Below are 19,996 nucleotides of genomic sequence, written 5' to 3' on the forward strand. Positions count from 1 at the left end.
TCGCAGGGATGCACAGGGCAATTACTGGCTCACGACCTACGACAATCAGTTGATGGTATACGCAATCTCTGATCCGGAAGGTACGTAGCAAGAAGTCAGCTTGTGCATGCTATCGTGCTCGCCCCGACCTGCCCTGATACTTCATATGCTCGCGACTTCCCGTACCCTGCGTCTGTCGCTGTACACCCTGCTGATCATCGCCGGTGCCGCCCTTGCTGCAACGCTTGCGATCCGCCATGCCGAGCGCCAGGCGCTGGAAGAAGACGCCGCGCGGGCCAACCAGCAGCTGGCGCTGTACGCCAATTCGCTGCACACCCTGATCGACCGCTATCGCGCCCTGCCTGCCGTGCTGGCACTGGACCCGCAATTGCGTGCGGCGCTGGCAGGTCCCGTGGATGCCGAACAGCAGGCTGCGCTGAATCTGAAGCTGGAAAAGATCAACGGAGCGGCGCAGTCCTCGACGCTGGAACTGCTCGACCATACCGGCCTCGCGGTGGCAGCCAGCAACTGGCGCCTGCCCAGCAGTTACGTGGGCCACAACTATGGTTTTCGCCCGTACTTCAGTCAGACCCGCACCCAGGGCACCGGGCGTTTCTACGCGGTCGGGGTGACCAGCGGGATTCCCGGGTATTTTCTGTCCAGCGCCGTGCTCGGTGACAACGGCGAGTTCCTCGGGGCGATGGTGGTCAAGCTGGAGTTCCCGGAGCTTGAGCGCGAATGGAGCCATGGCAACGACACCCTGCTGGTCAGTGATGCCCGGGGCATCGTCTTCATCGCCAACCAGCCCGAGTGGCGCTATCGCCTGCTGCATCCGCTGACCCCGGCCGACTATCGGGAGATCAAGGCCACCCGCCAATACGACAAACAGTCGCTGGTGCCGCTGACTCATCTGTCCCTGCGCCGCTTCGACGACAACAGCGATCTGCGCCGTGTCGAGGCTCCGCAAGGCACGGCGGATTACCTGTGGGAATCCCTGCCGCTGACCGCCGAAGGCTGGACCCTGCACCTGCTGCGTCGCCCGCAATTGTCCTTCGAAGACCAGCGCAATGCCGGGCTCGCCGCGGCCGGGGTGTGGCTGGCGCTGGTGTTCCTGTTGCTGTTCCTCAACCAGCGCTGGCGTCTGGCGAAGATGCGCCAGCGCAGCCGCGAAGAGCTTGAGCAACTGGTCGAGGAACGCACCCGGGATTTGCGTACCGCCCAGGATGGTCTGGTGCAATCGGCGAAACTCGCGGCCCTCGGGCAGATGTCCGCCGCGCTGGCCCACGAAATCAATCAGCCGCTGACCGCCCAGCGCATGCAGCTTGCAACGCTGAGGCTGCTGCTCGATCACGGCCGGGTCGATGACGCCTACAAGGCGCTCAAACCGGTGGATGAGATGCTCACGCGCATGGCGGCCCTCACCGGTCATTTGAAAACTTTCGCGCGCAAGAGCCCCAGCGGTTTGCGCGAGCGGCTGGACCTGGCGACGGTGGTCGATCAGGCCCTGCAATTGCTGGACGCGAGAATGCGCGACGAACAGGTCAGCCTTGTGTTGCATCTGACCCGTCCGGCCTGGGTGCGCGGCGATGCGATCCGTCTCGAACAGGTGCTGATCAACCTGCTGCGCAACGCCCTCGATGCGATGCAGGGCAAACCGTGCAAGCGTCTGGAAATCCGCCTGGAAGCCGACGAACAACTGTGGCGCCTGAGCGTCATCGACAACGGCGGCGGCATCGCCGAAGAACATCTGGGTCAGGTATTCGATCCGTTCTTCACCACCAAACCGGTGGGTGACGGCCTCGGTCTCGGACTGGCAGTATCCTTCGCCATCGTCCACGAATCCGGCGGGCGCCTGAGCGCCGAGAACGGCGACAACGGCGCGGTGTTCAGCCTGACCCTGCCAATCGATCTGGAGGCGCACCTCTGATGCTCAATCGCGTGATGGTGGTCGATGACGAAAGCAGTATTCGCAGTGCCGTCGAACAGTGGCTGAGCCTGTCCGGGTTCGAGGTGCAGCTGTTCAGCCGCGCCGAGGAATGCCTGGCGGCGCTGCCGAAGCATTTTGCCGGGGTGATTCTCAGCGATGTGCGCATGCCCGGCCTCAGCGGTCTTGAGCTGTTGGCCGAAGTACAGCGCCGGGATGCCGACCTTCCGGTGATCCTGCTCACCGGCCACGGCGATGTACCGATGGCGGTCGAAGCGATGCGCGACGGCGCCTATGACTTTCTGGAAAAACCCTTCAGCCCCGAGACCCTGCTCGGCAGCCTGCGCCGGGCGCTGGACAAGCGTCGTCTGGTGCTGGAAAACCGCGCCCTGCACGAACAGGCCGACAACCGTGCCAAACTCGATGCCACGCTGCTCGGCGTATCCCGTGGCTTGCAGACCCTGCGCCGGCAGGTGCTGGATCTGGCGACGCTGCCGGTCAACGTGCTGATCCGTGGCGAGACCGGCAGCGGCAAGGAGCTGGTCGCCCGCTGCCTGCACGACTTCGGCCCGCGCGCCGACAAACCCTTCGTGGCGCTGAACTGCGCGGCGATCCCCGAGCAATTGTTTGAAGCCGAGTTGTTCGGGCATGAAAGCGGCGCGTTCACCGGAGCCTCCGGCAAGCGCATCGGCAAGCTGGAATACGCCGACGGCGGCACGCTGTTTCTCGATGAAATCGAAAGCATGCCGCTGGCCCAGCAGGTGAAACTGCTGCGGGTGTTGCAGGAGCAGAAGCTCGAGCGGCTGGGATCGAACCAGAGCATTCGGGTGGACTTGCGCATTGTTGCGGCGACCAAACCGGATCTGCTCGATGAAGCCCGGGCCGGGCGTTTTCGCGAAGACCTGGCGTATCGCCTGAACGTCGCCGAATTGCGCCTGCCGCCGTTGCGTGATCGTCGGGAAGACATTCCGTTGTTGTTCGAGTCCTTCGCCCAGAGCGCCGCCCAGCGCTTGGGCCGGACTTTCCCGCCGCTCAGTGGCGCGCAATTGAGCCACCTGCTGAGTCATGACTGGCCGGGCAACGTTCGCGAGTTGGCGAACGTCGCCGAACGGCAGGTCTTGGGACTGGATGAACCGGTGCAGGGCATCGATCCGGGCCAGTCGCTGGCGGCGCAGCAGGAGGCGTTTGAAGCGCAGTGTTTGCGGGCGGCGTTGACCCGGCACAAGGGAGATGTGAAAGCCGTACTTGAAGAGCTGCAACTGCCGCGTCGCACGTTTAATGAAAAGATGCAGCGACATGGACTGACCCGGGAAATGTTCGTACCTGAATGAGCGGAAATCCGCTCATTCATTCCGGTCCATCGGCAAAATCCCGCTCAACCCATCTCCCCACCCCCTCTAAACCGGCCCTCTCCCCGTTGGCACAGCTCCTGCTATAGCCCCCGCAGGCTGCGTTTCAACGCGCTCCACAAAAACAATTAAACGAAGGATCCTTCAATGGATAACTCCAACGCCCTGCCTCTTGGGTCGGCTGCCGTGCCGGTCAAAGAACGAACCACCGCCAGTCGCATCAAGTCGATCTTCAGCGGTTCCGTCGGCAACATGGTCGAGTGGTACGACTGGTACGTCTATGCCGCCTTCTCGCTGTACTTCGCCAAGACCTTCTTCCCCGCCGGTTCCACCACCGCCCAGTTGATGAACACCGCCGCGATCTTCGCCGTGGGCTTTCTGATGCGCCCGATCGGTGGCTGGCTGATGGGCCTGTACGCCGACAAGGTCGGACGTAAAAAGGCACTGATGGCCTCGGTGTACCTGATGTGCTTCGGCTCCCTGCTGATCGCCCTGAGCCCGAACTACGAAACCATCGGCATCGGCGCACCGATCCTGCTGGTGTTCGCCCGTCTGCTGCAAGGCCTGTCGGTCGGTGGCGAATACGGCACCTCGGCCACTTACCTGTCGGAGATGGCAACCAAGGAACGTCGCGGCTTCTTCTCCAGCTTCCAGTACGTGACCCTGATTTCCGGCCAGCTCATCGCGCTGGGCGTGCTGATCGTGCTGCAGAACATGCTGACCACTGAACAGCTGTACGCCTGGGGCTGGCGTATTCCGTTCGCCATCGGCGCGCTGTGTGCAATCGTCGCGCTGTACCTGCGTCGTGGCATGGAAGAAACCGAGTCGTTCACCAAGAAAGAGAAGTCCAAGGAAAGCGCCATGCGCACCTTGCTGCGCCATCCGAAGGAATTGCTCACCGTGGTCGGCCTGACCATGGGCGGTACGCTGGCGTTCTACACCTACACCACCTACATGCAGAAATACCTGGTGAACACCGTCGGCATGAGCATCTCCGACTCCACCACCATTTCCGCCGCCACGCTGTTTCTGTTCATGTGCCTGCAACCGATCATCGGCGGCCTGTCCGACAAGATCGGTCGTCGTCCGATCCTGATTGCCTTCGGCGTGCTGGGGACGATCTTCACCGTGCCGATCCTGATGACCCTGCACACCATCCAGACCTGGTGGGGTGCGTTCTTCCTGATCATGGCGGCGCTGATCATCGTCAGCGGCTACACCTCGATCAACGCCGTGGTGAAGGCCGAGCTGTTCCCGACCGAAATCCGCGCCCTGGGCGTCGGCCTGCCGTATGCACTGACCGTGTCGATCTTCGGCGGCACCGCCGAATACATCGCGCTGTGGTTCAAGAGCATCGGCATGGAAACCGGTTACTACTGGTACGTGACCGCGTGCATCGCGGTGTCCCTGCTGGTGTACATCACCATGAAAGACACCCAGAAACATTCGCGCATCGTCACTGACTGATCGCAAAAAAAACGCGCGAAGGTGCAAGACCTTCGCGCGTTTCTTTCCTGTCCGATTTCCCGATCAGGACAACTCGGCAACGCCCTGTTTGCCGCCATAGCGCTTCTGCGCATAAGACGCGCCCACAATCATCACCAGCAGAATCCCCGCCAGCACCGCCGACGAACCGATGGTGCCGAAGTCCAGACCGCCCTTCTCATGGGACTTGGTCATCAGGTCGCCCAGGGTCGCGCCAAACGGCCGGGTCAGCACGAACGCCACCCAGAACAGCGCCACCGACGAAATCTTCGTGAAGTACTTGAGCAGTACCACCACGGCAATCGCCGAGCCGATCAACAGCGCGCCACCGGCAAAGCCCAGGCCCGAATCGTCCGCCAGGTAATCGCCGAGCGCGGTGCCCAGGGTGTTGGAGAACAGAATCGCCATCCAGTAGAACATCTCGCCGCGAAAGCTCTGCACCTTGGTGACGTTGAGCGAGTCGCCGCTCAGGCGCCACGCCGCGAAGATCGCCAGCAGGATCGCGATCAGGATCATGGAACCGGTGGCGTAGCCCAGCTCCAGCGTGCGGTCCATGAAGTCGGACATGGTGGTGCCGGCGGTGCTGGTCGACAGGATCACGATCCAGTACAGCAGCGGCTTGTAAGTCTTGGACATCAGTTGCGTGACCAGCGTCAGGACGAACACGCTGATCAGGATCAGCGAGCTCATGGCGTAGCCGACGTTCAAGGTCATCGACAGCAAATCCCCCGCGGTTTCCCCCAGGGTCGTCGCGCAGATTTTCATGACCCAGAAGGCCAGGGTGATTTGAGGCAGTTTGTTCATTGCAGGTAAAGCTCCAGTGTGTGACGGCCGGTTCTTGGTTTTCTGGCCGCCGGCAGACTGGCGTTACGAGGGTGAAAAACCGGTCGGGAATGTATGAAAAATCTGTCACACACGCCAAAAGCGGCGATTAATCACCGGTTAATGCCCCTGCCGCATCCTGCACTTACCTGATCGATTGACTGCGCGTCGCTCGCTCCCACGACGAGACGAATTGAATGCCTCGCCCTTAACATCAAGTTAATCGATTGTTTTTAGCATTATTTTGCGCTTTTTAATCAATTTAGTTGGCGTAGCATGAACCCCATGCAAGACACACCGCCAACGAATATCGAATCTGGAGAACGACCATGAAAACCAAACTGATCCTCGCCCTGACCCTGTCCGTACTGGCCGCCAACACCTTCGCCGCCGATGGCTCGGACAAAACCAAATCCGCCGATTTCATCAACGGCGCCAGCGCCGCCATCGAAACCAGCCACTCCGGCGCCTACGCTGCCGATGGTTTCGATAAAACCAACGTCGGCAAAGCCGTTGCTGCCGATGGCTTCGACAAGACCGGCACCGCCGCTGCCATCGCGGCTGACGGTTTCGATAAAACCGGCACTGCTGCTGCCATCGCTGCCGACGGTTTTGATAAAACCGGTACCGCCGCTGCCATCAGCTGATCAGCTGATCAGCAGAATGCAGACACCAAAGCCCGGCGATTGCCGGGCTTGTTCATTTCCAAAGGTCGGCATTTGATCTTCGCGGACCGGACTTGCACTATTGACCGCTTATAAAAGCCTTCAGGAACACCCCGCCATGCCCGATGACATCCATTTCTACGAACCGGCCAACGGCCATGGTCTGCCGCACGATCCGTTCAACGCGATCGTCGGTCCGCGTCCCATCGGCTGGATTTCTTCGCAGGATGCCGAGGGCAAGCTGAACCTGGCGCCCTACAGCTTTTTCAACGCGTTCAACTACATTCCGCCGATCATCGGTTTCTCCAGCGTCGGGCGCAAAGACAGCCTGAACAACATCGAGCAGACCGGCGAGTTCGTCTGGAACCTCGCCACCCGCCCGCTGGCCGAGCAGATGAACCAGAGCTGCGCCGCCGTCGCGCCCGAGGTCAACGAGTTCGAACTGGCGGGGCTGACGCCGGTGGCGTCGAAGGTGATTGCCGTGCCGCGCGTGGCCGAAAGCCCGGTGTCCTTCGAGTGCAAGGTCACGCAGATCATTCAGTTGCAGCGCGCCGACGGCGAGACGGTGCCGAGCTGGCTGGTGCTCGGCGAAGTGGTCGCCGTGCACATTGCCAAATGGCTGTTGAAGGACGGGATCTACGACACCGCCGCCGCAGAACCGATTCTGCGTGGCGGCGGGCCGGCGGACTACTTCCAGCTGGGGCCGGAGGCATTGTTCAAGATGTGGCGCCCGGGCGCCGTCAAGTAAACGGAGTTACCAGATCAGCTCGGCGTCATCAGTGACGCCCTTGAGCTTGTCCAGCTCATTGATGGCCGCTTCATCGGCGGCAATGGCGCCAGGGAAGACCTGGTCATTCAACAGTTTGTGAAAGCGTGGCGCACCGCCGTCCACCAGGGCCTTGACCGCGATTGCCGCGAAATAACCCTTGTTGCTGCCCAATTCGACGGGGACTACAGCGGAAACCGCTTCGAAGTGTTCGAACTCTTTACGTGCCATGTCGCAGGTCCTGGCTCAGTCAGATAGGCCGGCCATTAAACCCTCAACCGGCGAGTTTGTGTATCGGCGCGCAACTCTGGCCCAGCGCCTGCGCTGCCGACACGTCTTTAAACGTGTGGAAATCCAGGCTGTTGACCACCAGGTCCTGCACCAGCTCGGCAAACACTTCCATCGACGGGCTGCTGAAATAGGCGGTCATCGACTGCTGGTTATTCCAGAAACCGGAAACCAGCCACAACTCCGGATCACACTGTGAATGCTGCAGGGAAAAGCTCAGGCAACCGGCGGCGGCGCGGGACGGCTCGATCAGTGCGCTGAGGCGCATGCCGAGTTCCGCCGAGCGCCCGGCGCGCGCTCGAACGAAGGCCATATGACTGACGGGAATCTGCTTGGACATGTTCAACCCTCCCAGGGAGTCGCGTGGCAGCCGGGGACGGGCTGCGACAGGATCCAAGGTTAAGGGCCGGGCAATGCTCGCCGTTAGTCGATTCCTGCCGTCGCGTTGCACAATCCTGCGAGACTGTCTTTCAGACCTGTAACAGATCGTGAATTGCTGTCACCGTCCTGTCACACCGGTTTCGAGCAAGTTTTCCGGGAGGCGCCCTGTCATGTCTGGACGGGCCAGCAACGCCATGCAGGATCAGGCAAGCATTTCGCAGGATGTGTCTACCGCTTGCGCTTGCACAAACTTATGCTCTGCTCCCATTCCATCCCTTGCCGAGGAGGCTGTGCATGACGTCATTCGATCGTTTTCAGGCGCCGCGCGATGCCGACATGGAAGCCGACATGGAAAAGCAGCGCGAGGAACTGGCGGCGATCATTCGCCGCAACACCTCCGAAGATGGCAGTTATGCCACCGCCGTCGGCTCGCTGTTCATGTCGCGCCACACCAAATCCCACGATTTCGCCCCGGTGCTCGCGCAACCGGCGCTGTGCATCATGGCCCAGGGTCGCAAGGAGGTACGGCTGGCTGACGAGTACTTCAATTACGATCCGCTGAATTATCTGGTGGTCTCGGTCTCGATGCCGTTGAGCGGTCGGGTGGTGAATGTCTCGCCCGAGGAGCCGATCCTCGCCGTGCGCCTGGATATCGACCCGGCGGAAATCACCGCGCTGATCGCCGATGCCGGCCCGATGGGTGTACCGACCCGGCCGACCGGGCGCGGTCTGTATGTGGAAAGGATCGACAGCGCGATGCTCGATGCGGTGTTGCGCCTGGCGCGTCTGCTCGACACGCCGAAAGACATCGCCATGCTCGCACCGCTGATCCGCCGGGAAATCCTCTATCGCCTGCTGCGCAGCCCGCAGGGCCATCGGCTGTACGAAATCGCCATCGCCAACAGCCAGAGCCATCGCATCAGCCAGGCGATCAAATGGCTCAACGGCAACTTCGAACAGCCGTTGCGCATCGATGACCTGGCGAAAGAAGTGAACCTCAGCGTCTCGACCCTGCATCACCGTTTCAAGGCGATGACGGCGATGAGTCCGTTGCAGTATCAGAAGCAACTGCGCCTGCAAGAGGCGCGGCGCCTGATGCTGGCTGAAGGGCTGGAGGCATCGGCGGCGGGGTATCGGGTGGGGTATGAAAGTCCGTCGCAGTTCAGCCGCGAGTACAGCCGGTTGTTCGGCGCGCCGCCGTTGAGGGATCTGGCGCGGTTGCGGCTGACGGTCTGATCCGATTTTTTATAGCGGCCGCTGGCCCCATCGCGAGCAGGCTCGCTCCCACATTGGATCGGCGTACAACTGAACCTGTGGGAGCGAGCCTGCTCGCGATGGGGCCTTTGATTCAAGCACCCAACACCCGACATGCCTCACTCGGCAACGTCACCGAAACCGGATGCCCGATCCCCAGCCCGATGCCCTGACACGGCGTGCTCAGCGCCGTGAAGGTCACCCCGGAACATTCCACCGTGGTCTCGATGGTCGCGCCGATATCCCGCACGAACGTCACCTTGCCCAGCAGGCGATTGCCCGCCGTGGCCTGGGGCGCCGACAGTTGCAGGTCTTCGGGGCGGATCAGCATTTTCACTTTCTGCCCGACCACGATGCTGCTGCAGATCGGCACCTGCAGGGCATCGCCGCCCGGCAGTACGACCTTGCCATCGCCCAGCGCGGTGGCCGGGAAGATATTGCCGGAGCCGATGAAGTCCGCCACGAATTCGTTGGCCGGATGGCGGTAGATTTCGATCGGCGTGCCCACCTGCTGTACCCGATGTTCACCGAGGACCACCACGATATCGGCCATGGTCATGGCCTCGCGCTGGTCGTGGGTGACCATGATGGTGGTGATGTTCAGGCGTTGTTGCAGTTGGCGGATTTCCACCTGCATCGACTCGCGCAACTTGGCGTCCAGCGCCGACAGCGGTTCGTCCAGCAGAAGGATTTTCGGGTGCGAGGCAATGGCCCGGGCAATCGCCACCCGCTGACGCTGGCCGCCGGAGAGCTTCGCAACCGGACGGTCGATCATCGGTTGCAGCTGGATCAGTTCCAGCAACTCCACCACCCGCGCCTGTTGATCGGCCTTGCTCACGCCCCTCAGTTTCAGCGGATAGGCGATGTTCTCGCCCACGGTCATGTGCGGGAACAGCGCCAGCGACTGGAACACCATGCCGAAGTTACGCAGGTGCGCCGGCGTGTGGCCGATGTTCTCGCCGTCCAGGCGGATCTCGCCGCCGGTGAGGGTTTCCAGCCCGGCGATCATTCGCAGCAAGGTGGTCTTGCCGCAGCCCGACGGGCCGAGGAAGCACACCAGTTTGCCCTCGGGCAAATGCAGGTTGACGTCTTTTACCGCGCAGGCCGAGCCGTAGTGTTTCTCGACGTTTTCCAGAATCAGACCAGACATAAATCACCTCAAGAAATCAGAACGAAACGCCACCTTCACCGACCAGTTTCTCCAGCGCCCAGATCAGGACGAAGTCGATCAGCACGATCAGCACGGCAAACGAGAACACGGTAGGGTCAAGCGATGACACGGTGCGGCTGTACATCCAGATCGGCACGGTCATGACGTCGATGGTGTAGAGGAAATAGGTCACGGTGAATTCGTTGAACGAGACGATGAACGCCAGCAGCATCCCCGCCAGAATCCCCGATTTCATCAACGGCACCACCACATCGACGATGGCCCGCAGCGGCGAAGCGCCGAGCATCTGCGCGGCCTCTTCGACTTCACTGCCGATGGAAAGCATGGCCGCCGTGCAGTTCTTCACCACGAACGGCAGCGCCAGAATCACGTGGGCAATCACCAGCCGCGAAGTGGTCATGTGGAACGGCAGGCTGTCGAACACCAGCAGCAAGGCCAGCCCCAGCACCACCATCGGAAACACCAGCGGCAGCGACATCAGTTGCAGCGCCACGCCCTTGCCACGGAACTCGCAACGGGTCAGCGCATAAGCCGCCGGCACCGCGATCAGCGTGGCGAAAATCATCGTCAGGCAAGACACCAGCAAACTGGTGCCCATGGCCTGGCCGAGGCTCAGCACATCGCTGGCGTCCGGCGAAACGAAGGTGTGCCACGCGGCCTTGTACCACTGCAGGCTGTAGCTGCTCGGCGGGAAGTCGAGGTTCGACGCGCCGCTGAACGACATCACGATCATGGTCAGGATCGGCAACACCGCCAGGAACAAAATGATCCCGGAAAGAATGCCGGCAAACTTGCCGGTATCGCCCGGCAACAGCGACTGGCGCTTCTTGATCAGGACACTCATTGCGAAGCCTCCAGCAGTCGGCGACGGCGGCCGGTGATGTATTCGGACAGGGTCATGATCGCCAGGGTGGTGACGATCAGCACCACCCCGGCAGCGGACGCGGCGGGCCAGTTCATCAGCGGGGCGATCTGGTCATGCACCATCACCGCCAGCATCGGCACGCGCCGACCACCGAGCAACAACGGCACCACAAAGCTGCTGGCGTTGTAGGCGAACACCAGCGTCGCGCCGGTGATGATCCCCGGCAGGCTCATCGGCAACACCACCTGACGGAAAACCTGGAAACGACTGGCGCCAAGCGTCGCGGCAGCTTCTTCGTAGCTGCGGGCGACACCGCGCATGGCGCTGGCAATCGGCAGCACAGCGAGCGGGAACGCGGTCTGCACCAGGCCCATCAACACGCCGTTCTGGTTGTAGAGCAACATGATCGGACGCTTGATCAGACCGAGGCCCATCAGGGTCTGGTTGAGCATGCCGCCGGGGCCGAGGATCACCAGCCAGCCGTAGCTTTGCAGCAACAGGTTGACCAGCAACGGCAACAGCACCGCCGCCAGAAAGATCCGCCGCACGAACGGCGAGGTCAGGCGGGACATGGTGTACGCCACCGGGATTGCCAGCACCACGGCGATCACCGCGCTGATCAGCGCCAGACGCAAGGTCAGCAGCAACGATTTGAGGTAGTAGGGCTCGAGCAACTGCGCATAACTGGCCAGGCTGAAACCGGACCACTCCGCGCCCTTGGTGCCGACGCTCATGCGCAGCACCAGCAGGCTGGCGGCAATCAGCACGCCGAGAAACAGCATCGACGGCGTGAGGAAAAACCACGCCCGCGCAGTCGGCGAAACACCGCGCGCCGGGCGCACGTCACCCGCGCCGACCGGTTGGGTCAGGGATTGATGTTCCATAGCAATGATCTCGTCAATGGAAAACGAATCTCCCGGGCACCCCGATCATGCGGTGCCCCGGAAGGTCGGCGTCAGGAAGAAAAGATTTCCGTGTAGCGACGAATCCACTGGTCATGCACGGTCGCCAGGAAGGCGTTGTCATGCATGATCGCCTTCTCCGCGATCTGCTCCGGGGTGAGGATGAACGGGCTCTTGCGCGCTTCGGCGGAGATGATCGCCTTGGCGTTGACCGGGCCGTTGAAGATGTCTTCGGCCATCTTGCCCTGCACCAGCGGGTCGAGGGAGTGGTCGATGAAAGCGTAGGCCAGGTCGGTGTCGCCCGGGCGGTTCTTCGGCATCACCGAGAGCATCAGGTCGGTGTAGAAACCTTCCTTCATGCCGAACGTGGCGCCGAGGCCATAGTTCGGATCGCGGATCTGCTTGGGGAAAAACGCCGGGGCGTAGAGCCCACCCATGTCCAGGGAGCCGGTGCGGAAGAGCTCGGCAATCTGGTTGGGGTTTTCGCCCAGAGTTACCACGCGTTCCTTGAGTTCGGCGAGTTTCTTGAAGCCCGGTTCGATGTTGTGCTCGTCACCACCGGCCAGTTTGGCGGCGATGATGATCAGGTCCATCGCCTCGGTCCAGTTCGGCGGTGGCAGGAAAATATTCGGTGCCAGATCGGCGTCCCACAGCGCGGCGTAACTGTCCGGTGCTTCTTTCTGGGTGCGGGTGCTGTAGACCAGACTGTTGCACCACAGCAGGTAACCGATGCCGTGACCGTTGGCCCCGGTGCGGTATTTTTCCGGGACATCGATCAGGTTGGGAATGCGGTTGAGGTCGGGTTTTTCCAGCAGTCCGGCAGCTGCCAGACCTTCGGCGCCAACGCCGGCCAGAGTGATGATGTCGTACTGCGGACGGTCGCCGCCGGCCTTGAGTTTGGCGACCATTTCCGACGTACTGCCGGTGCGGTCGGCAATCACTTTGGCGCCGGTCTTCGCTTCAAACGTTGCAGCGATGTTGCGCAATGCGGCCAGGCCCGTGTCATCGGACCAGGTCAGCAGGCGCAGGGTCTTGCCGGCAAATCGGGTGTCGCTGGCACTGGCCCGGATGAAGGGCATGCTCATGGCCGCCGCAGCCACCGAGGCCACGCCGACGGTTTTGATGAATTGACGCCTGTTCAGATCGTGCTCGCCCATTTGGGACTCCCATTATTCTTGTAAGTATGAGATTGACCGCAACCCTTGCCGTGCGTGATCGGAACCGCTCAAGCCCCCGGTTTCAAAGGGCTTTAATGTGATCAGCGGGTTCATCCTGAGGTCGTGCAAAACACCTGACTATCGATAAAAACTCATTGGAGCCATGACGCCGGCGCATGCCTCGTTGCGAGGCATGCGCTGACCTTTTTCGGGCATTCAGCGCGCGCGGATCACGTGCTTGATTTCCTGAAATGCCGCCAGACCCCACGGCCCCAATTCGCGACCGATGCTGCTCTGCTTGTAGCCGCCCCATGCGGTCTGCGGGAAGATCACCTGCGGTGCGTTGAGCCACACCAGCCCCGCCTGCAAGGCGTTGGCGACCCGATCCGCAGTCTCGGCATTACGCGTGACCACGCTGGCCACCAGACCGAACTGACTGTCGTTGGCCAGGGCAATCGCCTCGGCTTCCGAAGCAAAACTGCGAACGCAGATCACCGGGCCGAAGATCTCTTCACACCACAGCGCACTGTCGAGGGGCACTTCGGTGAAGATCGTCGGCTGCAAGAAATATCCGCGCGGCAGATCTGCAGGACGATTGCCGCCACAGATCAGCTTGGCCCCGGCGCTCAGGCCACGGTCGATGTGACCGAGCACACGCTGGTACTGCGCCTGATTGACCAGCGCGCCCATCTCGACTTCAGGATCGAACGGATCGGCCACACGGATTTTTTCCGCACGGGCCTGCAAACGAATCAGGAATTCGTCCGCCAGTTCATCGGCGACCAGCACCCGGCTGGTGGCCGAGCACATCTGCCCGGCGTTGAAAAAACCGCCGCCGCAGGCCAGTTCTACCGCCAGATCAAGGTCGGCATCTTCCAGAATCAGCAGCGAGGATTTGCCGCCCAGTTCCAGGCTCACGCCCTTCACGGATTCGGCGGCGCGCTGCATCACTTGCACACCGACGGCGTTGCTGCCGGTGAAGGAAATCTTGGCGATGCGCGGGTCCGCCGACAGCGGCGCACCGACCGCCAGACCGGTGCCGCACACCAGATTGAACACGCCTTTGGGCAGGCCGGACTCGGCGATGATGGCTGCCAGTTCCAGCTCCGGCAGCGGCGTGACTTCCGACGGTTTGAGCACCACGCAGCAACCGGCGGCCAGGGCTGGCGCGAGCTTCCACGCGGTGGTGACCATCGGGAAATTCCACGGCACGATCAGCCCGACCACACCGCACGGTTCGCGGCGCAGGCGTGCGCTGAAGTCGTCGCTCGGCAGCGGCACATCGCTGTCCTGTTTCGCATCGAGGCCTTCGGCGAGTTCGGCGTAATACTCGAACGTGGCGATCACGTCATCGACATCGATGCCCGCTTCGAACTGCGGTTTGCCGTTGTTGCTCGACTGCAACTTCATCAAGTGATCACGGCCATTGCGCACGCCATTGGCGATGTTGCGCAGGATTGCACCGCGCTCGGTGCCGGTGGTTTTCGACCAGTCCTTGAAAGCTTCGGTCGCTGCCGTCACCGCTTGGTTGACGGCGCGTTCGTCACCGCCATTGACCGTGGTCAGCAGCGCTTCGGTAGCCGGGTTGATCACGCGCAGGTGCTCGCGGCCGGCGGACCATTGGCCGTTGATGTACAGGCCATCGAGTGTGGTCGGGAAATTCATCATTTGGCCACCGCCTTCATCCATTGGGTCTGGTCGATTTCGATCAGGGTCGGGCCCTGACGATCGGTGGCGGCGCGCAGGGCGCCACGCAAATGTTCAGCCGAGCTGATCGCTTCCGCCGCGCAACCCAGGGCCTTGGCCACACCGATGAAGTCCGGGGTGTAGATGTCCACGCCGACCGGTTCGATGGCGCGGTTGACCATGTATTTCTTGATCTCTTCGTAACCCTGGTTATTCCACAGCAGGATGATCACCGGGGTGCGGGCTTCCACGGCGCTGGCGAGTTCCGGCAGGGTGAATTGCAGACCGCCGTCACCGATCAGGCACACCACCGGCGGACGTGCGCCGTGTTCGAGGTTGCCGCCGAGCCACGCGCCAATCGCCGCCGGCAGAGCGTAACCGAGGGTGCCGTAACCGGTGGACGAGTTGAACCAGCGGCGCGGACGCTCCGGGTTGAACGTCAGGTTGCCGGTGTACACCGGTTGCGTGGAGTCGCCGACGAATACCGCGTCCGGCAGTTCGTGGAGCACGGTTTCGAGGAACCGGGTCTGAGCCAGGGTCGGCGCGTCCCAGGTTGCGGCCAGGTCTTCACGCAGACGCGCGGCGCGTACCTGCCCCCAATCGTTACGGCGTTCGGCCAGCGGCTTGTGCGACAGCGCGCTCAGCAATGCTTGTGCAGCGTTGCGTGAGTCGGCGACCAGCGCCACGTGCGGCGGGTAGTTGCGCACGGTCTGGTCGGGATCGATATCGACGCGCAACAACTTGCCGGGGATTTCGAAACCGCCGGCGAAGGTGACGTCGTAGTCGGTTTCCGCCAGTTCGGTGCCGATCGCCAGGATCACGTCGGCGTCGGCCACCAGGGCGCGGGTCGCCACCAGGCTCTGGGTCGAACCGATCAACAGCGGATGGCTGGACGGCAACATGCCCTTGGCGTTGATGGTCAGGGCCACCGGCGCATCGAGCAATTCGGCCAGCTCTGTGAGCTCGGCAGCCGCATCGATAGCGCCGCCGCCGGCAAGGATCAGCGGACGCTGAGCGCCGGCCAGCAGTTCAGTCATGCGGCTCACGGCGGCCGGCGCAGCACCGGCGCGGTCGATGTTGACCGGCACGCTGGTCAGCAGTTCGTCGGCTTCTTCGACCAGCACGTCCAGCGGAATTTCGATATGCACCGGACGCGGACGCCCGGCCTGGAACAGCGCAAACGCACGGGCCAGCACGCCCGGCAATTCGGACGCCGACATCAAGGTGTGGGAGAACGCCGCCACGCCGCCGACCAGCGCGCTCTGGTTCGGCAGTTCATGCAGCTTGCCGCGACCGCCGCCCAATTGGCTGCGCGACTGCACGCTGGAGATCACCAGCATCGGGATCGAATCGGCGTAGGCCTGGCCCATGGCGGTGGTGATGTTGGTCATGCCCGGGCCGGTGATGATGAAGCACACACCCGGTTTGCCGCTGGTGCGGGCGTAGCCGTCGGCCATGAAGCCGGCGCCTTGCTCGTGACGCGGAGTCACATGGTTGATGCTCGAACGGGCCAGCCCGCGATACAGCTCCACGGTATGCACCCCGGGAATGCCGAACACCTGCTCGACCCCGTAACCTTCGAGTAACTTGACCAGTACTTCGCCACACGTCGCCATGTCTTTGCCCTTCTTGTTCGTTGAGGCACCGGGCCTTGAGGGAACCGGTGATTGGCCTCATTGAAACGGGCGACCCGTAGCCGCAACAATCGATAAAAGCTCATACTAGCCATGTCCTCACGTCATACCTTGGATCCACATGAAACGACTGCCTCCCCTGCCCGCCCTGCACACGTTTCTGATTACCGCGCAGTGCTGCAACTTCACCCGGGCCGCCGAGCAGTTGCACATCACTCAAGGTGCAGTGAGCCGGCAGATCGCCGGGCTGGAGGAGCATCTGGGTTATGAGCTGTTCATTCGCCTGGCCCGGGGCCTGGAGCTGACGGCCGAAGGTCGCGAATGGCTGCCACGGGTGCAGCAGGTGTTCAGCCTGATCGGCGATTCGATGGAGCAGATCGGCGCCAAGCGCGAGACCCTGCAACTCAAGGCCCCGAGTTGCGTGATGCGCTGGCTGTTGCCGCGACTGCTGCAATGGCAGCGCGAGCGCCCGGACGTGCCGGTGAAACTCACGGCGTCGTTGCAACACGGCGTGGACTTTCATCGCGAGCAGTTCGACGCGGCGGTGATCTACGGCACCGCGCCCCACGATTCCCCTGCCACGCTGCATCTGTTCGATGAACAACTGACGCCGGTCTGCTCGCCGACGCTGCTCAACGGCGGGCCGACTCTGCACACACCGGCGGATCTGCAACAACACTTGCTGCTGCACCCGACCCACACCGATGACGACTGGACGCTATGGCTTGAAGCCGCCGAACTGCACTTGAGCAACATCAGCAGCGGTCAGCATTTCGAAACGCTGGATCAAGCGATGTCGATGGCGTCCCACGGGACAGGGGTGGCGATTGGCGACTGGTCGTTGATCGGCGATGACTTGAACGCCGGGCGGCTGGTGATGCCGTTCGATCTGAAGGTGAAGACGGGATTGGGTTATTACATCGTGGCGCCGGCGTCGGAGCCGTCGGCGAAATTGCAGGAATTGATGGGGTGGCTGGTGGAGCAGGCTCATACGCGGTGAGCCTGTTACTGCACGCTCCCACGCAAGGCGCGGGAACGTTTGATCGGGTTACATCAGTAACCGACAGTAAACCGCTGACGCGAATGCTTCGGCGTTTCCACTTCGTCGATCAGCGCAATCGCATAATCGGCAAAGCTGATCGAGCTCTGGCCTTCGGCGCTCACCAGCAAGTCATCCTTACCGACGCGGAATTGGCCGGTGCGCTCGCCTTCGAAGAACAGCGCCGACGGCGACAGAAACGTCCAGTCCAGTTCCTTCTCCTGACGCAGGGCATCGAGAAACGCCGCACCGGCGCTGGCCTCGGCCTTGTACTCGGCCGGGAAACCGGCGCTGTCGATCACACGGGTGCCGTCAGGCAACAACAGCGAACCGGCACCGCCGACCACCAGCAGGCGTTTTACCCCGGCCTGTTTCACCGGGCCGATCAGCGCGCTGGCCGGCACCGTGGCGAAATGCGCGGCGCTGATCACCACATCGTGACCGGCGACTGCCGCTTGCAGCGCGGCGGCATCCAGCACGTCGACATTCTTGCTGACCACACCGGCGCGGGCGCCGATCTTCGAGGTATCCCGAGCGATAGCGGTGACGCTATGGCCGCGACGCAGGGCTTCTTCCAGCAATTGGCTGCCGGCACGGCCGGTGGCACCAATGATTGCGATCTTGCTCATGACATTCTCCAGTTGGCTTGAGAGTGCTGCGTTTTTCAGAATCGGGTTACCACTTCATCTCGCCCTTGGCGACTTTGGCGCTCAGTTCCAGCGAGCTTTCTTCGCCCAGTTTCGGGTAGCGTTTTTTCATCGCTGCGATCAGCGCGGCAGAGTCCTTGGCCTTGGCGGTTTCTTCGTCGAAGGCCTTGATGTAGTCGGCAGTGAATTTCACCGCTGCCAGCGAACGGGCGCTGTCACCCAGGTAGTGACCCGGCACCACGGTTTTCGGCTTCAGGGTTTCGATCGAGTGCAGGGTTTCCAGCCAGTCGGCGTGGGATTGCGCGGTCTGGGTATCGGCCATCCAGACGTGGATGTTCTCGGCGACGACGACACCACCGACCACGGCTTTCAGCGATGGAATCCACACGAAGCTGCGATCCGGTTGCTTGCCTTCCAGGCCGACCACCTGCAGTTTCTGGCCTTCGAGCATCAGGCTGTCGCCCTTGAGCACACCCGGCACGATGGTTTTGGCCGGCACGTCGGCGCCCATTTTCGGGCCCCAGAAGGCGAGTTTGCCGTCGACGGTTTGCTTGATGTGATCAACGGTCGGCTGCGAAGCCAGTACCTTGGCATTCGGGAATGCCTTGGTCAGGGTGTCGAGGCCGAAGTAGTAATCCGGGTCACCGTGGCTGATGTAGATGGTGGTCAGTTGCTTGCCGCTGGCGCGGATCTTTTCCACCACTTGCTCGGCCTGGGACTTGCCGAACTGTGCGTCCACCAGAATCGCGTCTTTCTCGCCGCTGACCAGCACCGAGGTCACCGGGAAGATTGCGTTGGTGCCCGGGTTGTAGACGTCGAGGCTCAGGTTCGCGGCCGCTGCGTGGGCAGCAAAGCCGAGGGTGGCGGTGGCCAGTAAAACGCGCTTGAGAGTGGTGAAGCCGATCATGGGTTGCTCCGCTGTTCGAATGCCGTGCTTGGCGATGGGACAGAGCTTAGTTGCCAGACTCGTTACAAAAAATGCGATGCTTAAACATAGTTTGTTTCTGAAAGCGGGCAAATCATGGATCGTCTCCAAGCAATGCGGGTGTTTGTCACGGTGGTGGATCTGGGTAGCCAGTCGGCGGCGGCTGATCATCTGGACCTGTCGCGGCCGGTGGTGTCGCGGTATCTGGCGGAACTGGAAGACTGGGTCGGCGCGCGCCTGATGCACCGCACCACGCGCAAACTGAGCCTGACCGCCGCCGGCAACGAAATCCTGCCGCGCTGCCGGCAGATGCTGGAACTGTCGAGCGACATGCAGGCCGCCGTCAGCGAGCCCGACGATGCACCACGGGGTCTGCTGCGAATCAGCGTCAGCACCTCGTTCGGCCAGGCGCAACTGGCCGATGCCATGGCCGCGTTCGTCAAGCGCTACCCGGGCGTCAACATAGACCTGCAAATGCTCGATCGCACCGTGAACCTGGTGGACGAGCGCATCGACCTGGCGATCCGCACCAGCAACGACCTCGATCCCAACCTGATCGCCCGGCGCCTGACGGTCTGTCGCTCGGTGGTCTGCGCCGCTCCCGCCTATCTGCAGGAACATCCACAGCCGCAGCGCGTAGAAGACCTGAGCCGGCACAACTGCCTGACCCACTCCTATTTCGGCAAGAGCCTGTGGCATTTCGAAGAGGATGGCGAGCCGGTCTCGGTGCCGGTGCAGGGCAACATCAGCGCCAACGAGGCCAGCACCCTGCTGCGCGCCACACTGGCTGGCGCCGGCGTGGCGATGCTGCCGACCTATCAGGCCGGGGTGCATATTCACAGCGGCGAACTGGTGCGCCTGCTGCCCAACGCCGAGCCTCGGAGGATGAACATCTACGCGGTGTACGCCTCACGCAAGCACATGCCGGCGGCACTGCGCAGCATGCTGGATTTCCTGGTACTGCGCTTTCCCGAAAACCCGCAATGGGATGTCGGATTGTAAACCCGTTCGCCGCGCGGCTGGCAACTCCCCGGCGCTGACCTATGCTGAAAGTAGT

At 62.2% G+C, this 19,996-nt stretch carries 19 protein-coding genes; 8 read left to right on the forward strand and 11 right to left on the reverse strand.

The genetic code is table 11. The features are described 5' to 3' along the window. The first annotated feature begins 145 nt into the window (after positions 1 to 145). The 3 genes from M5B44_RS11470 to M5B44_RS11480 all read left to right on the forward strand — a co-directional run bounded on the left by M5B44_RS11470 (position 146) and on the right by M5B44_RS11480 (position 4,719). Positions 146 to 1,906, forward strand: a complete 1,761-nt coding sequence (locus M5B44_RS11470; protein WP_248739220.1) for a sensor histidine kinase — start codon at positions 146 to 148, stop codon at positions 1,904 to 1,906. Continuing rightward, a complete protein-coding gene (locus tag M5B44_RS11475) occupies positions 1,906 to 3,234 on the forward strand; it encodes a sigma-54-dependent transcriptional regulator (RefSeq protein WP_248739221.1) in 1,329 nt (442 codons plus the stop codon). The genes M5B44_RS11470 and M5B44_RS11475 overlap by 1 nt, the downstream gene beginning before the upstream one ends. A gap of 165 nt (positions 3,235 to 3,399) precedes the next feature. Next, a complete protein-coding gene (locus M5B44_RS11480; RefSeq protein WP_192552272.1) occupies positions 3,400 to 4,719 on the forward strand; it encodes an MFS transporter in 1,320 nt (439 codons plus the stop codon). Between the two features lie 63 nt (positions 4,720 to 4,782). Here M5B44_RS11480 and M5B44_RS11485 read toward each other — a convergent pair whose 3' ends face one another. Further along, positions 4,783 to 5,541, reverse strand: coding sequence for a hypothetical protein (locus M5B44_RS11485; protein ID WP_119427823.1), 759 nt, complete (start codon positions 5,539 to 5,541; stop codon positions 4,783 to 4,785). A gap of 347 nt (positions 5,542 to 5,888) precedes the next feature. Between M5B44_RS11485 and M5B44_RS11490 the strand changes: the two genes are divergently transcribed. Both M5B44_RS11490 and M5B44_RS11495 read left to right on the forward strand, forming a co-directional pair. After that, positions 5,889 to 6,206: a hypothetical protein gene (locus tag M5B44_RS11490; RefSeq protein ID WP_114885136.1), complete on the forward strand. Its 318-nt coding sequence runs from the start codon at positions 5,889 to 5,891 to the stop codon at positions 6,204 to 6,206. Positions 6,207 to 6,342: 136 nt separating this feature from the next. Continuing rightward, positions 6,343 to 6,972: a flavin reductase family protein gene (locus M5B44_RS11495; protein ID WP_114885139.1), complete on the forward strand. Its 630-nt coding sequence runs from the start codon at positions 6,343 to 6,345 to the stop codon at positions 6,970 to 6,972. A gap of 6 nt (positions 6,973 to 6,978) precedes the next feature. Here the strand turns inward: M5B44_RS11495 and M5B44_RS11500 are convergent, their stop codons facing one another. Then, the gene (locus M5B44_RS11500) at positions 6,979 to 7,221 is read right to left on the reverse strand and encodes a hypothetical protein (RefSeq protein WP_065258578.1); all 243 of its coding nucleotides are present in this window, start codon (positions 7,219 to 7,221) and stop codon (positions 6,979 to 6,981) included. Positions 7,222 to 7,264: 43 nt separating this feature from the next. After that, entirely contained in the window at positions 7,265 to 7,618 is a 354-nt protein-coding gene (locus M5B44_RS11505; RefSeq protein ID WP_085709576.1) for a putative quinol monooxygenase, read from the reverse strand. A gap of 335 nt (positions 7,619 to 7,953) precedes the next feature. Here M5B44_RS11505 and M5B44_RS11510 point away from each other — a divergent pair, with 335 nt between their 5' ends. Then, positions 7,954 to 8,895 (forward strand): AraC family transcriptional regulator, encoded by a 942-nt coding sequence (locus tag M5B44_RS11510; RefSeq protein ID WP_248739222.1) that lies wholly within the window; start codon positions 7,954 to 7,956, stop codon positions 8,893 to 8,895. Between the two features lie 112 nt (positions 8,896 to 9,007). Here the strand turns inward: M5B44_RS11510 and M5B44_RS11515 are convergent, their stop codons facing one another. The 6 genes from M5B44_RS11515 to M5B44_RS11540 form a co-directional block, all read right to left on the reverse strand. Then, the gene (locus M5B44_RS11515) at positions 9,008 to 10,063 is read right to left on the reverse strand and encodes an ABC transporter ATP-binding protein (RefSeq protein WP_248739223.1); all 1,056 of its coding nucleotides are present in this window, start codon (positions 10,061 to 10,063) and stop codon (positions 9,008 to 9,010) included. A 16-nt stretch (positions 10,064 to 10,079) separates the two neighbouring features. Then, positions 10,080 to 10,928, reverse strand: a complete 849-nt coding sequence (locus M5B44_RS11520) for an ABC transporter permease (protein WP_248739224.1) — start codon at positions 10,926 to 10,928, stop codon at positions 10,080 to 10,082. Beyond that, positions 10,925 to 11,833: an ABC transporter permease gene (locus M5B44_RS11525; RefSeq protein ID WP_007960163.1), complete on the reverse strand. Its 909-nt coding sequence runs from the start codon at positions 11,831 to 11,833 to the stop codon at positions 10,925 to 10,927. The genes M5B44_RS11520 and M5B44_RS11525 overlap by 4 nt, the downstream gene beginning before the upstream one ends. 71 nt (positions 11,834 to 11,904) lie before the next feature. After that, positions 11,905 to 13,008 (reverse strand): ABC transporter substrate-binding protein, encoded by a 1,104-nt coding sequence (locus M5B44_RS11530; RefSeq protein WP_085730221.1) that lies wholly within the window; start codon positions 13,006 to 13,008, stop codon positions 11,905 to 11,907. Between the two features lie 216 nt (positions 13,009 to 13,224). Then, a complete protein-coding gene (locus M5B44_RS11535; protein WP_248739405.1) occupies positions 13,225 to 14,673 on the reverse strand; it encodes an aldehyde dehydrogenase family protein in 1,449 nt (482 codons plus the stop codon). After that, complete coding sequence (locus M5B44_RS11540) at positions 14,673 to 16,310, reverse strand: 5-guanidino-2-oxopentanoate decarboxylase (RefSeq protein ID WP_248739225.1); 1,638 nt, start codon at positions 16,308 to 16,310, stop codon at positions 14,673 to 14,675. The genes M5B44_RS11535 and M5B44_RS11540 overlap by 1 nt, the downstream gene beginning before the upstream one ends. Positions 16,311 to 16,449: 139 nt before the next feature. Between M5B44_RS11540 and M5B44_RS11545 the strand changes: the two genes are divergently transcribed. Then, a complete protein-coding gene (locus M5B44_RS11545; protein WP_248739226.1) occupies positions 16,450 to 17,328 on the forward strand; it encodes a LysR substrate-binding domain-containing protein in 879 nt (292 codons plus the stop codon). 53 nt (positions 17,329 to 17,381) lie between these two features. Here the strand turns inward: M5B44_RS11545 and M5B44_RS11550 are convergent, their stop codons facing one another. After that, entirely contained in the window at positions 17,382 to 17,996 is a 615-nt protein-coding gene (locus M5B44_RS11550) for an NAD(P)-dependent oxidoreductase (protein ID WP_248739227.1), read from the reverse strand. A gap of 46 nt (positions 17,997 to 18,042) precedes the next feature. Beyond that, complete coding sequence (locus M5B44_RS11555) at positions 18,043 to 18,921, reverse strand: MBL fold metallo-hydrolase (RefSeq protein ID WP_096818389.1); 879 nt, start codon at positions 18,919 to 18,921, stop codon at positions 18,043 to 18,045. Between the two features lie 114 nt (positions 18,922 to 19,035). Between M5B44_RS11555 and M5B44_RS11560 the strand changes: the two genes are divergently transcribed. Continuing rightward, positions 19,036 to 19,941, forward strand: a complete 906-nt coding sequence (locus tag M5B44_RS11560; RefSeq protein ID WP_085709566.1) for a LysR family transcriptional regulator — start codon at positions 19,036 to 19,038, stop codon at positions 19,939 to 19,941. Positions 19,942 to 19,996 lie beyond the last annotated feature (55 nt).

It is taken from the genome of Pseudomonas sp. MWU12-2029, from assembly GCF_023242425.1.
GTDB lineage: Bacteria > Pseudomonadota > Gammaproteobacteria > Pseudomonadales > Pseudomonadaceae > Aquipseudomonas > Aquipseudomonas kribbensis.